The organism is Pseudomonas sp. BP11-1-1 (assembly GCF_052112105.1).
GTDB classification, from domain to species: domain Bacteria; phylum Pseudomonadota; class Gammaproteobacteria; order Pseudomonadales; family Pseudomonadaceae; genus Aquipseudomonas; species Aquipseudomonas alvandae.
This window is the reverse complement of record NZ_JAUTYU010000009.1, coordinates 46,888-59,553: the sequence shown is the minus strand read 5'-3', so window position 1 is coordinate 59,553 and position 12,666 is coordinate 46,888. Positions and strand designations below refer to the sequence as shown.

The 12,666-nt window shown below is 61.0% G+C and carries 13 protein-coding genes; 9 read left to right on the top strand and 4 right to left on the bottom strand.

The window, feature by feature from the left end:
• Positions 1-77 precede the first annotated feature (77 nt).
• The 4 genes from Q7C33_RS18215 to Q7C33_RS18200 all read left to right on the top strand — a co-directional run bounded on the left by Q7C33_RS18215 (position 78) and on the right by Q7C33_RS18200 (position 3,798).
• The gene (locus Q7C33_RS18215; protein ID WP_198797160.1) at positions 78-1,364 is read left to right on the top strand and encodes an MFS transporter; all 1,287 of its coding nucleotides are present in this window, start codon (positions 78-80) and stop codon (positions 1,362-1,364) included.
• 63 nt (positions 1,365-1,427) lie between these two features.
• Complete coding sequence (locus Q7C33_RS18210) at positions 1,428-2,180, top strand: 5-oxoprolinase subunit PxpA (RefSeq protein ID WP_407683897.1); 753 nt, start codon at positions 1,428-1,430, stop codon at positions 2,178-2,180.
• A complete protein-coding gene (gene pxpB, locus Q7C33_RS18205) occupies positions 2,177-2,881 on the top strand; it encodes a 5-oxoprolinase subunit PxpB (protein ID WP_030141178.1) in 705 nt (234 codons plus the stop codon). The genes Q7C33_RS18210 and pxpB overlap by 4 nt, the downstream gene beginning before the upstream one ends.
• On the top strand, positions 2,878-3,798 hold the full coding sequence (locus Q7C33_RS18200) for a biotin-dependent carboxyltransferase family protein (RefSeq protein WP_407683896.1): 921 nt from the start codon (positions 2,878-2,880) through the stop codon (positions 3,796-3,798). The genes pxpB and Q7C33_RS18200 overlap by 4 nt, the downstream gene beginning before the upstream one ends.
• Before the next feature lie 119 nt (positions 3,799-3,917).
• Here the strand turns inward: Q7C33_RS18200 and Q7C33_RS18195 are convergent, their stop codons facing one another.
• Positions 3,918-5,096 (bottom strand): vWA domain-containing protein, encoded by a 1,179-nt coding sequence (locus tag Q7C33_RS18195; RefSeq protein WP_003198888.1) that lies wholly within the window; start codon positions 5,094-5,096, stop codon positions 3,918-3,920.
• A gap of 34 nt (positions 5,097-5,130) precedes the next feature.
• Positions 5,131-5,976 (bottom strand): AAA family ATPase, encoded by an 846-nt coding sequence (locus Q7C33_RS18190; protein ID WP_053143593.1) that lies wholly within the window; start codon positions 5,974-5,976, stop codon positions 5,131-5,133.
• Positions 5,977-6,175: 199 nt separating this feature from the next.
• Between Q7C33_RS18190 and Q7C33_RS18185 the strand changes: the two genes are divergently transcribed.
• Both Q7C33_RS18185 and Q7C33_RS18180 read left to right on the top strand, forming a co-directional pair.
• Entirely contained in the window at positions 6,176-6,406 is a 231-nt protein-coding gene (locus Q7C33_RS18185) for a DUF4160 domain-containing protein (protein ID WP_217862083.1), read from the top strand.
• On the top strand, positions 6,394-6,894 hold the full coding sequence (locus tag Q7C33_RS18180) for a DUF2442 domain-containing protein (RefSeq protein WP_217860112.1): 501 nt from the start codon (positions 6,394-6,396) through the stop codon (positions 6,892-6,894). Before Q7C33_RS18185 ends, Q7C33_RS18180 begins: the two co-directional genes overlap by 13 nt.
• Here Q7C33_RS18180 and Q7C33_RS18175 read toward each other — a convergent pair.
• The gene (locus tag Q7C33_RS18175; RefSeq protein ID WP_198797163.1) at positions 6,891-7,967 is read right to left on the bottom strand and encodes a DUF748 domain-containing protein; all 1,077 of its coding nucleotides are present in this window, start codon (positions 7,965-7,967) and stop codon (positions 6,891-6,893) included. The genes Q7C33_RS18180 and Q7C33_RS18175 overlap by 4 nt on opposite strands.
• Before the next feature lie 126 nt (positions 7,968-8,093).
• Here Q7C33_RS18175 and cysK point away from each other — a divergent pair, with 126 nt between their 5' ends.
• From cysK to Q7C33_RS18160, 3 genes are all read left to right on the top strand, one after another.
• Positions 8,094-9,068: a cysteine synthase A gene (cysK, locus tag Q7C33_RS18170; RefSeq protein WP_030141173.1), complete on the top strand. Its 975-nt coding sequence runs from the start codon at positions 8,094-8,096 to the stop codon at positions 9,066-9,068.
• A 353-nt stretch (positions 9,069-9,421) separates the two neighbouring features.
• On the top strand, positions 9,422-10,360 hold the full coding sequence (locus tag Q7C33_RS18165) for an aspartyl/asparaginyl beta-hydroxylase domain-containing protein (RefSeq protein WP_198797164.1): 939 nt from the start codon (positions 9,422-9,424) through the stop codon (positions 10,358-10,360).
• A gap of 333 nt (positions 10,361-10,693) precedes the next feature.
• A complete protein-coding gene (locus Q7C33_RS18160) occupies positions 10,694-11,557 on the top strand; it encodes a DMT family transporter (RefSeq protein WP_407683895.1) in 864 nt (287 codons plus the stop codon).
• 110 nt (positions 11,558-11,667) lie between these two features.
• Here the strand turns inward: Q7C33_RS18160 and Q7C33_RS18155 are convergent, their stop codons facing one another.
• Positions 11,668-12,558, bottom strand: coding sequence for a DMT family transporter (locus Q7C33_RS18155; RefSeq protein ID WP_217860108.1), 891 nt, complete (start codon positions 12,556-12,558; stop codon positions 11,668-11,670).
• Between the last annotated feature and the right edge of the window lie 108 nt (positions 12,559-12,666).

Here is a 12,666-nt window from a genome sequence, read left to right as displayed (position 1 = left end):
CGCGCTCAAGAATCGGGGCAACGGTCTCCACGTCTGCGTCGTCGAGACTCACAACAATAAAACCGTGGAGAACCACCATGAGTGCACCCGACACGCTCGGCGTCCCCCAACCCCAGGCCCGTTCCGGTCCGTTCGATTGGTACCGCAACATCAACCAGCAGGAACGTCGCACCTTCTGGAGCTGCAAGATCGGTTACGCCCTGGACGGCATGGACACGCAAATGCTCAGCTTCGTGGTGCCGACCCTGATTGCGATGTGGGGTATCACCACCGGACAGGCCGGGTTGATCCACACCAGCACCCTGATCGCCTCGGCCCTGGGCGGCTGGGTCGCCGGCATTCTTTCGGACCGCATCGGTCGGGTGCGCACGTTGCAACTGACGGTGCTGTGGTTCGCCTTCTTTACCTTCCTGTGCGGCTTTGCCCAGAACTATGAACAGCTGCTGATCGCCCGCACCTTGATGGGCTTCGGTTTCGGCGGCGAATGGACCGCTGGCGCGGTGTTGATGGGCGAGGTGATCCGTGCCAAGGACCGCGGCAAGGCGGTGGGCATGGTGCAGTCGGGTTGGGCGCTGGGCTGGGGCATGACGGCGATTCTGTATGCGCTGCTGTTCTCGGTGTTGCCACCGGAAGACGCCTGGCGTGCCTTGTTCATCCTGGGCATCGTGCCGGCCGTGTTCGTGATTTTCGTTCGCCGGTTGGTCAAGGATCCGGAAGTCTACAACCAGACCAAGGCCCGCCTGACGCCAGAAAATCCGGCGAAGTTCTACGAGATCTTTGCCCCCGGCATCCTCTTCACCACCCTTCGTGCTTCGCTGCTGACCACCGGTGCCCTGGGCGGCTACTATGCCATCACGTCCTGGTTGCCGACCTTCCTCAAGAACGAGCGTGGCCTGAGCGTCCTGAGTACCGGTGGCTACCTGGCGATGGTCATCGTCGGTTCTTACGTGGGTTACGTGATCAGCGCGTACTTGAGCGACATCCTCGGTCGCAAGAAAAACTTCGTCCTGTTCGCCGTGGGTTCGTTCACCATCGTATTGCTGTACACCCAAGTGCCGGTGAGCAACAACGTGATGCTTTGGCTGGGCTTTCCCCTGGGCTTCTTCGCCTCGGGGATGTTCAGCGGCATGGGCTCGTTCCTCACCGAACTGTTTCCGACCCGCATCCGGGGTTCAGGGCAGGGGTTCTGCTACAACATCGGCCGGGCAGTGGCGGCGTTGTTCCCGTTGTTGATCGGTATCCTGAGCCAGAAGGTGCCGTTGAGTGTCGGCATCGGGGCGTTCGCGGCGGTGTCCTACGGCGTGGTGATCCTGGCGGCCCTGAGCCTGCCGGAAACCCAAGGCAAGCAGTTGGAAGCCGAGTAACTGATAACCTGTGGGATGCAAATCCCACGGTCAAAGAAGAAAGAGCCTACAGGAGCGTTCACCGTGAACCGCCTGCTATTGAATTGCGATATCGGCGAAAGCTTCGGCAGCTGGACCATGGGTCTGGACGCCGAGGTGATGCCCTTCATCGATTGCGCCAACATCGCCTGCGGCTTCCATGCCGGCGACCCGAGCATCATGCGCAAGACCGTCAGCCTGGCCCTGAGCCACGGCGTGCGGATCGGCGCGCACCCGGCCTATCAGGACCTGGCGGGCTTCGGCCGACGTTCCATGGCCTATGGCGCCCAGGAACTGCAGGATCTGCTGCATTATCAGATCGGCGCCCTCGACGGCATCTGCCGTGCCCAGGGTGGGCGCGTCAGCTACGTCAAGCCCCACGGCGCAATGTACAACGACATGATGGCCAACCCGGCGCAACTGCGCGCCGTGATCCAGGCCGTCGCCGCCTATGACCGCCAATTGCCGCTGATGCTGATGGCGACCCGTGACAACGGCGCCGCCCAGGCCCTGGGCGACGAGTACGGCGTGACCCTGTGGTTCGAAGCGTTTGCCGACCGGGCCTACGATAACGCCGGCCGCCTGGTCTCGCGGCAAGCGCCGGGCGCGGTGCATCACGATCCCGAAACCATCATTGGGCAGGCCCTGACGATCGCTCGCGGCGATGCGTTGACTGCCAACGACGGCAGCGCCTTGCACCTGAAGGCCAACACCTTGTGCGTGCACGGCGACAACGCCAGTTCGGTGGCCGCCGTGCAACGCATCCGCGAAGCCCTGGTCCGGCAGAGCGCGCCATGAAACCACGCGTGGAAGTGGTGGCGGTGGATTGCCTGATGGTGCGCCTGTTCGACGAAATCGCCGAGGCCAACATGCCGTGGATGCTCGCTGCCAGCGAGCGCCTGCGCCAGGTTTTCGCCGACGATCTGATCGATCTGGTGCCGTCCTATACGACCTTGATGGTGCATTACGATTTGCTTGGCCTGACACCGGCCCAGGCGCGCGATTTGATCGGGGAAGCGCTGAACAACCTTTCCCCGGATGCCCGGTCTGCTGGCCGATGCCATGTGCTGCCGGTGTGGTACGACCCCAGCGTCGGACCCGAGTTGGGCTTGCTGGCGAGTCGCAGCGGGCTGACGGTGGAGCAGGTGATCCGTCGCCACAGCGAGCGCGAATACCAGGTGTTTGCCCTGGGCTTTGCGCCAGGTTTTGCATTCATGGGATTGGTGGACGAAGCACTGGCCGCACCGCGCCTCGACACCCCGCGCAAGCGCGTGGCGGCGGGCAGCGTTGGCATTGCCGAGCGCCAGACTGCGGCGTATCCGGTGGTGTCACCTGGCGGCTGGAATCTGATCGGTCGAACCCCGGCCAAGTTATTCGACCGCGAGCGCGACGGCTACAGCCTGATGCAGCCCGGTGACACGGTGCGTTTCGCCGCCGTCGATCACGCTGAATTCATCGCCCTGGGCGGTGACGACACACCGCTGGAGGCCCAGGCATGAGCCGTTTGTTGATCGAGGCCAGCACCCCGCTGTGCCTGTTGCAGGACGCCGGCCGGTTCGGCGTGAGGCACCTGGGCGTGACCCAGGGCGGCGCGGCGGACTGGCTGTCGATGAGCTGGGCCAATTGGATGCTCGGCAATGCGCCGGACGCGGCGGTGGTGGAGATCACCCTTGGCGGCTTCACGGTGTTGGCCGAAGACGATTGCGTGCTGGCGTTGGCCGGGGCGGACCTGGGCGCGCGCATTGACGGCCAGGGCGTGGCGTCGTGGCGCTTCTTCAGTTTGCGCAAAGGCCAAGTGTTGGCGCTCACTCAGCCCGTGCTTGGCGCCCGGGCCTACCTGGCGGCGCCTGGCGGGTTCGACGCACCGCACGTCCTGGGCAGTCGCTCGACGGTTGTACGTGAAGAGCTCGGCGGTCTGGATGGGCGAGGGCGAGCGCTGGGTCGCGGTGAGCGCTTGAGCTATTCGGGCCCGGCGACGCCGCGCCCAATGCCGTACACGCGGATTCCGGATTTCCAGCAGGTGCAGCCGCTGGACCTGATCCTCGGCGCGCAGAACGGTGCGTTCAGTGGGCGTAGCCTGTTTGATGCGTTCAATACCGATTGGACGCTGGACAGTCGCGCCGACCGCATGGGCATGCGGTTGTTGGGCGCGGCGCTGGAATACCAGGGGCCGGCGATGATTTCCGAAGGTATTCCGCTGGGCGCCGTGCAGGTGCCGCCGGACGGCCAGCCGATCGTGCTGCTCAACGATCGGCAAACCATCGGCGGTTATCCGCGCCTGGGCGCCTTGACCCCGCTGTCCCTGGCCCGGCTGACGCAATGCCTGCCCGGGACGCAGGTGCGGTTGCGGCCGGTGGTGCAGGCGGTTGCGCATCGGCAGCAGGTTGAGTATTTGCAGGTGTTTTTGAAAGGCTAGAAGCATCGTCGGATCGCCGCCCGGAGCAAGCTCGCTCCCACAAGGGATCTCAGGTGTGACGAAGATCTCTGTGGGAGCGAGCTTGCTCGCGATGAGGCCTGTACAGGCAACCAAAAATCCTACTTGGAAAGAAACCGCATCCCTTCCTCCAACCCCCGCAACGTCAGCGGGTACATCCGGTCTTCCACCAACTCGCGCACGATGTTGGTCGAGGCGGTATAGCCCCAGGTGTCCTTGGGGTACGGGTTGATCCAGATGAGCTTCTTGTATTTCTCCATGAAGCGCTGCATCCACACGTAACCGGCTTCTTCATTCCAGTGCTCGACGCTGCCGCCGGCCTGGGTGATTTCATAGGGCGCCATGGCCGCGTCACCAATGAAGATGACTTTGTAGTCGGCGCCGTATTTGTGCAGCAGATCCTGGGTCGAGGTGCGCTCCGAGGTGCGGCGCAGGTTGTTCTTCCACACCGATTCATAGACGAAGTTGTGGAAGTAAAAGTACTCCAGATGCTTGAACTCGGTCTTGCAGGCCGAGAACAGTTCTTCGCAGATTTTCACGTGGGCATCCATCGAGCCCCCGATGTCGAACAGCAGCAGCAACTTCACGGTGTTGCGGCGCTCCGGGCGCATCTGGATATTCAGCAGGCCGGCGTCCCGGGCGGTGTGGTCGATGGTGCCGTCGATGTCCAGTTCTTCGGCCGCGCCCTGGCGAGCGAACTTACGCAGGCGGCGCAGGGCGATCTTGATGTTGCGAGTGCCCAACTCCACTTGATCGTCGAGGTTCTTGTACTCGCGCTGGTCCCAGACCTTGACGGCCTTGCCCTGGCGCTTGCCAGCGTCGCCGACCCGAATGCCTTCCGGGTTGAAGCCGCCGGAGCCGAACGGGCTGGTACCGCCAGTGCCGATCCACTTGTTACCACCGGCATGGCGTTCCTTCTGTTCTTCCAGGCGTTTCTTGAATTCTTCGATCAGCTTGTCCAGGCCGCCCAGGGATTGGATCTGCGCCCGTTCCTCGTCGGTCAGCGAGCGCTCGAATTCCTTGCGCAACCAGTCTTCGGGAATCAGCGCCTGGAGGTGATCGTCGAGTTTTTCCAGGCCGTTGAAGTACGCGGCGAACGCCCGGTCGAACTTGTCGAAATGCCGTTCATCCTTCACCAGGATCGCCCGGGACAGGTAATAGAACTCGTCCATGTCGGCGAAGATCACCCGCTGTTTCAGCGCGTTGATCAGGTCCAGCAGTTCGCGCACCGACACGGGCACCTTGGCGGCGCGCATCTCATTGAACAGGTTAAGCAGCATGGCAATCGCCCTCGCTCTTGTTGGACGAAGAGGATCAGCGCGTGCCGCGACGGCTCATGAACGCCAGGCGCTCAAGCAATTGCACGTCCTGTTCGTTCTTGACCAGGGCGCCGGCCAGCGGCGGAATCGCCTTGGTCGGATCGCGCTCGCGCAGCACTGCTTCGCCGATATTGTCGGCCATCAGCAGCTTGAGCCAGTCAACCAATTCGGAGGTGGAAGGTTTTTTCTTCAGGCCTGGCACCTTGCGCACGTCGAAGAACACGTCCAGCGCTTCGCTGACCAGGTCCTTCTTGATGTCCGGGTAGTGCACATCGACGATTTTCTGCAGGGTGGCGCGGTCAGGGAACGCGATGTAGTGGAAGAAACAGCGGCGCAGGAAGGCGTCCGGCAGTTCCTTCTCGTTGTTGGAGGTAATGATGATGATCGGGCGCTGCTTGGCCTTGATGGTTTCGTCGGTCTCGTAGACATAGAACTCCATCTTGTCGAGTTCTTGCAGCAGGTCGTTGGGGAATTCGATGTCGGCCTTGTCGATTTCGTCGATCAGCAGAATGACTCGCTCCTCGGACTCGAACGCTTCCCAGAGCTTGCCCTTCTTCAGGTAGTTGCGCACGTCGTGGACCTTGTCCACGCCCAACTGGGAATCGCGCAGGCGGCTGACCGCGTCGTACTCATACAAGCCCTGGTGGGCCTTGGTGGTGGACTTGATGTGCCAGGTGATCAAGCGCGCGCCGAAGGACTCCGCCAATTGTTCGGCCAGCATTGTCTTGCCGGTGCCCGGCTCGCCCTTGACCAGCAACGGTCGCTCCAGGGTGATGGCGGCGTTGACGGCCAGTTTCAGGTCATCGGTGGCCACGTAGGCGCTGGTGCCTTCGAACTTCATCTGCAACTCCTCGAACGGTGTCGCCGGCCCGGCGAGGCGGGGCGCGCGAAATAAATGTCGTGCCCGACTATACCGCGAGGCCCCGCCGACTGTGAACGCAGACGCTGTATTCAGTCTCTGAATGGGTCGTCACATGTTGACTCAGTCTCGGCGGCTTGCCAGTATTGCGTATCGCCAAATTGGCGATACATTCACTGGCATGTCCACTAAATATCGATTCAAGAATACGTACCGCATTCAATTGCGCGAAAGGGACCATCCGCCGCCCCATGTCCATCTCACCGGAGGTGGGGTTGATGTAGTCCTTAGCCTGGAAACCGTCGAAGTTATGATGGGCCGGGCACCGCCATTGATTATCAAGGAAGCGCTGGACTGGGTAAGGTCCCATCAGGCGCAATTGCTGGAGGAATGGCAACGATGCTACCCATGAAAAGGCCGCGGTTATTGGCCGTGCAGCCTTCATTACCGTTCAGTCTCGAGTTGACGTTTATCGACGGCCAGCGATTGACGCTGGATTTGACCGCCGACGTGCAACGTTACCCTGGCCTGAAACCCTTGCTGGAAAAGGGTGCGTTTGCGGGTGCAGCCCTTGGCGATGATGGCTGGAGCGTGGAATGGCCCTATCTGGATATCCAGATCGGCGCTGATACCTTGTATTTCGATGCGCTGGCGCAGAATGCCGTGGATGAAAACACTCGCATTTTCATCGACTGGCGCGCCCGCACCGGTTTGCCACTGAACAAGGCGGCCGAAGCGCTGGGCGTGAGCGCCCGTAGCATCAGTCGCTACAGCAGCGGTCGGGAGGCTGTGCCGCGATCGCTTGCCCTGGCGTGCCTGGGCTGGGACTCGCTGCAAAGCGGAGCGGGCCGAGCAGTGGCTGAGCAAAAAGGTCGCTATCGCGTAACGCCCAAAACTTAATCCTTCGAAGGTGGCGGTTGCTCGTAGCGGGCATTGAAGGCCTGGACGAAACCGTTGCGCAGAATCTGCAGGAAGGCTTCGAAGGCACTGATGTCCTGCTGATGCACATTGCCACTGAGCTCGACCCGGGTAGCAAACTGGTTCTTGCGCTGGTTTTTCAGAGCGGTTTCGCTTGTGCCGACCAACGCTTCCCAGACCGAGCGGAAGATGTTTTTGTTCTGGTTCTCCACGTCTTGCTGCCAGTCGAATACGTCCACGTCACGCAGCAGTGGCTTGATGTAGCCGCTGAGCCGGGCGTTGTCGGCTTCGGCCTCGATCACCAGGTCGCCGTGGCCGGCGTTGAAGTCGAATTTTCCATAGGCCGCGGCGAAATCGTTCAGGCGCTTGAGCTCGATGTTGGTGGCGCGCAAGCGGAAGTCGAAGTCCTCGAAGTTGCTCAAGGGGTCGAAGGTCGCCTGGACTTCCAATGGTGCGTGTTCCGCCACCAGGGCCTTGCCTTCGAAACGGGCGTCGCGCTTGCCTTCGGTGTCCACGACGTTGGTCAGGTTATAAAAGCTGGCGTTGACGTTGGTGGCCCGCAGGTTCACCGGCGGCTTGGAGTTGAAGTTGCGAAAGGTGAGCTTGCCGTCATTGATACGCACCTCGTTGAGTGTGATGGGCATCAGCTTGCTCAGTTGTTCTCGCCAGTTGGTGCCCCGGCCTGTCTGGGAATTCTCGCGGTTGGCCCCGCCGTCGACGAAGTTGACTTCCGGATGGGCGAACTCCACTTCGGCGACGACCGCATGGTCATACCACAGCGAGTGCCAGCTTACGGACAAGTCGACCAATGGAGCATCGACGAACGGCACCGGGACCTTGCCGTCGACCTTGGTGATCTTCAGGCCATTGATCCGATAGGCGCCGCGCCAGAGGGCCAGATCGACGTCCGTGACTTGGCCGTGGTAATCGCCCATGTTGGCCAGTTTGTCGTTCAGGTAATCGCGCACCAAATAAGGCAAGGCGAAATGCACGGCCACCAGCAACGCAACGATGGCGACGAATGTCCACAGTGGCCAGCTGTATCGACGCTTCATAAGAGTAGTCTCCGTTGTTAATGCCATTGACTGTTGCAACAACGGGAACGTTCGGTGCAACTGGACGGCCTTCGGCAACAGGCTTACCTTTAAACGCTAAATTTTCTCTGTATTAAGGACCCGGCCATGAGTCGTATATACGCTGACAACGCCCATTCCATTGGCAATACGCCATTGGTGCAGATCAATCGCATCGCCCCGCGCGGCGTGACCATCCTGGCGAAAATCGAAGGGCGTAACCCGGGTTACTCGGTCAAATGCCGGATCGGCGCGAACATGATCTGGGACGCGGAAAGCTCCGGCAAACTCAAGCCCGGCATGACCATTGTCGAGCCGACCTCAGGCAATACCGGCATCGGCCTGGCGTTCGTGGCCGCCGCCCGTGGCTACAAGCTGACGCTGACCATGCCCGCCTCGATGAGTATCGAGCGGCGCAAAGTGCTCAAGGCCCTGGGCGCGGAGCTGGTGCTCACCGAACCGGCCAAGGGCATGAAAGGCGCCATCGAGAAAGCCGCCGAGATCATGGCCAGTGACCCGTCGAAATATTTCATGCCGCAGCAGTTCGATAATCCGGCGAACCCGGCGATCCACGAAAAAACCACCGGCCCGGAAATCTGGAACGACACCGATGGCGCGGTAGACGTGCTGGTCGCTGGGGTAGGCACCGGCGGAACCATTACGGGGGTTTCGCGGTATATCAAGAACACCTGTGGCAAGCCGATCCTGTCGGTGGCGGTGGAGCCCGAGGCTTCGCCGGTAATCACCCAGGCACTGGCGGGACAGGAGATCAAGCCCAGCCCCCACAAGATCCAGGGGATCGGCGCAGGTTTCGTACCGAAGAACCTCGATCTGTCGATCGTGGACCAGGTCGAGCGGGTCACGGATGACGAATCCAAGGCCATGGCCCTGCGCTTGATGCAAGAAGAAGGCATCCTTTGCGGCATTTCCTGCGGTGCGGCCATGGTCGTGGCGGCGCGCCTGGCGGAGAAGCCGGAAATGCAGGGCAAGACCATCGTCGTGATTCTGCCGGATTCGGGCGAACGGTACCTGTCGAGCATGCTGTTCAGCGATTTGTTTACCGAGCAGGAGATTCAGCAGTAACCACAGGCAGGGAGTGGCGAGGGGTTTTCTGTGGCGAGGGGATTTATCCCCGCTGGGCTGCGAGCAGCCCCCATTGCGATCAATTGCAGGATCTGTTTGGCCTTGTTGGGGTCGCTTCGCGACCCAGCGGGGATAAATCCCCTCGCCACAAATAGGTTTAGTTGCTCTGAAGATTGATTTGGTGTCAGCCAAGGTTCAGGCGACGCATGTTAACAAGGGCTTTGTTGCGTAATCCTCAACAGTGAATGTTGCGCCCGGCGATGTTTAACCGGCAAAGGGACGTTTAACATGGCCGGCCGCCGCGTCGGGCTGATGACGTTGCGTAAATGGTTCCAGACAAGGAGTTAAAAAGAATGACCGTTTCGTTTGTCGCGAAGGCCTCGGTGCTGCTGCTTTTCCTGGGCAGTACGCTGTATGTGCACTTGCGTGGCAAGGCGCGTTTGCCGGTGCTGCGCCAGTTCGTCAACCATTCGGCATTGTTCGCCCCTTACAACGCCTTGATGTACCTGTTTTCCGGCGTGCCCTCCAAGCCTTACCTCGATCGCAGCAAGTTCCCCGAACTGGACGTGCTCAAGGAGAACTGGCAAGTGATCCGCGACGAAGCGATGCATCTGTTCGACGAGGGTTACATTCGCGCCGCCGAGAAAGACAACGATGCCGGCTTTGGCTCGTTCTTCAAGAAGGGCTGGAAGCGCTTCTACCTCAAGTGGTACGACAAACCGCTGCCGTCTGCCGAGTTGCTGTGCCCCCGGACCGTCGAGCTGGTCAGCCAGATCCCCAATGTGCGAGGCGCGATGTTTGCCTTGTTGCCGGGGGGCAGTCACCTGAACCCCCATCGCGATCCCTTCGCCGGGTCCCTGCGTTACCACCTGGGGCTGTCCACACCCAATTCCGATGATTGCCGGATCTTCGTCGACGGGCAGATCTACGCCTGGCGCGACGGTGAAGACGTGATGTTCGATGAAACCTATGTGCATTGGGTCAAGAATGAAACATCGCAGACGCGTGTGATTCTGTTCTGCGATGTCGAACGGCCGTTGAGCAACCGGTTGATGACCCGGCTCAACCGCGCCATCAGCGCCTTCCTCGGGCGGGCCACCGCACCGCAGAACCTTGATGACGAACGTGTCGGCGGTATCAACCGGGCCTATGCCTGGAGCAAGTCGTTCAGCGACGGCATCAGCGGCAAGGTCAAGCAATTCAAGCGCAAGCACCCCAAGGCCTATCGGGTCATGCGTCCCGTCCTGGCCGTAGCCGTATTCACGGCGCTGGGCTACTGGTTGTTTGTCTAGATATTGCGTTACACATAGAGCGCTGGTTATAGTCGGCGCTCGGTTTTCGACCCATCCCCCAAGAGATCGGCTCATGCCTGCATTCCCTTTCACCGCGGTCGTGGTTCCAGCGTTCAACGCTGGCGTCGTGCCGTGCGGGAATCGGTCGCCTGAGCAGATCGGTCAATACCCTCCACCTGTCAGTCGCTCACCGGTATACGCCTGCGTATCACCGCCGGGTGTTGGTGTTCAGGGCTGATCGGCAACGGTTGCCGTTCCCTGTGCCCGCCTGAAAAAACGACTGGATTTCAGCTTCGGCTGAGTTGGCTTCTTGCCTGACTACAGGTGGTATTCATGTTTTTCCTTTCCAAAAACGCCTTATTGGCGACGGCTTCCACGAGCCTGTTCGTTCTGCTGTGGAGCAGCGGGGCGATCTTTTCCAAACTGGGCTTGGCCCACGCGTCACCTTTCGCCTTCCTGCTGATCCGTTTTGCTATCGCACTGTGTGCGTTGGTGCTGTTGATACCCATGTTGAAGTTCAAGTTGCCCAGGTCCGGCAAGCCGATGTGGTACGCGGCGGCGACCGGCCTGGTGTTATTGGGCGCCTACCAGATTTTCTATCTGTTGGCGCTGCAACTGAACGTCACCCCCGGGGTGATGGCCACGCTGATGGGTGTGCAGCCGATCCTTACCGTGGTGCTCATGGAGCGCCAGCGTTCCTGGCAGCGGATGTTCGGCCTGGCGCTGGGATTGGTGGGCTTGATCATGGTGGTGTATCAGGGCATCGGCCTGGCCGGCATGTCACTGGCGGGCATGCTGTGCGGGTTGTTGGCGCTGGTGAGCATGACGGCGGGGTCCATCATGCAGAAGCGCATCACCGATAATCCGCTGGGCACGCTGCCGGTGCAGTACCTGGCCGGGCTCGTGTTGTGCGCGGTGTTCGTTCCGTTCCAACCGTTCCACTTCGAGCACGGCGCGGGTTTCATCGTGCCGGTGTTGTGGATGGGGCTGGTGGTGTCGGTGCTGGCGACGTTGTTGCTGTACCGGCTGATCGCCCGGGGTAACCTGGTGAACGTCACCAGCCTGTTCTACCTGGTGCCGGCGGTGACGGCGATCATGGACTACCTGGTGTTCGGCAACCGGTTGGCGTTGTTGAGCTTGCTGGGGATGGCGTTGATCATTGTCGGGTTGGTGTTTGTGTTTCGTAAGAGCCGATAGCTAATCGCTGGCAGCACCATCGCTTTCGCGAGCAGGCTCGCTCCCACAGGTTACGCGCAATCCCTGTGGGAGCGGGCTTGCTCGCGAAGCTTTTCGGCCATCCCAATGAACTACCGACTAGACACCCCAGGCTTCAACACCAACCACAACGCTGCCGCAATCAACACCCCGCCATACACATGCGCCATGCCCAGCGGCTCATCCAGCAGCAACGCGCCCCACAACACCCCGAACGGCGGGATCAGAAAGGTCGTGGTCATGGACTTGACCGGGCCGATGGAGCTCAGCAGCCGGAAATAAAGAATATAGGCAAATGCCGTACACACCAGGCCCAGGCCCAGCAGTGACAGCCAGACGCTCCAGCCACCCCAACTGGCCGGCGGTTGGGTGATCACGCTGTAGCCAAACAGCGGCAACAGGAAGAGCGTGGCGCCGAACATGCTGCCCAGGGCGGACAGGCGACTGTCCAGGCCGCCTTGATGATCGAGCCAGCGCCGGGTAAGGAAGCCGGCAAAGCCGTAGCAGGTGGTTGCGAGCAGGCAGGCGAGGGCGCCCATCAGCAGTTGCAGGTCGAACGCCACCGGGCCGGCCCGGGTGAGGATCGCGACGCCCATCAGGCCGAGAAAGACCCCGCTGACCTTCGCCGCCGTGAGTGGCTCGCGGAAAAACAGCCCACCGATCAACACGCCCATCAGCGGTGTCGTCGCGTTGAAGATCGCCGAATAACCGGCCGGCAACACTTGCGCTGCCAGGGAGTAGAACGTTGCCGGAATACCCGAGTTGATCAAGCCCAGTACCATCACGGCTTTCAGCTTGCCGCGAAAATTCCAGTCGACACGCATCAGCGCGAGGATGACCAGCAGGCCGACGAAGGCAATGGAAACGCGGAAGAAGGCCGTAGGAATCGTGCCAAGGACCGGGGCGATGATGCGCATGAACAAAAAGCTCGCGCCCCAGATGGCGGCCAATGACAGCAAACGCAGGATATCGACGAGGTTCACGAATCTGTCCTTCCTTGATCGGGCCGCAAGTGTCGCCCCGCCAAACACCGATGGCAATGGTTGCGTTGCCGAGCAATTGACCTCTAAGCTCAATCGCCAATAACAAGC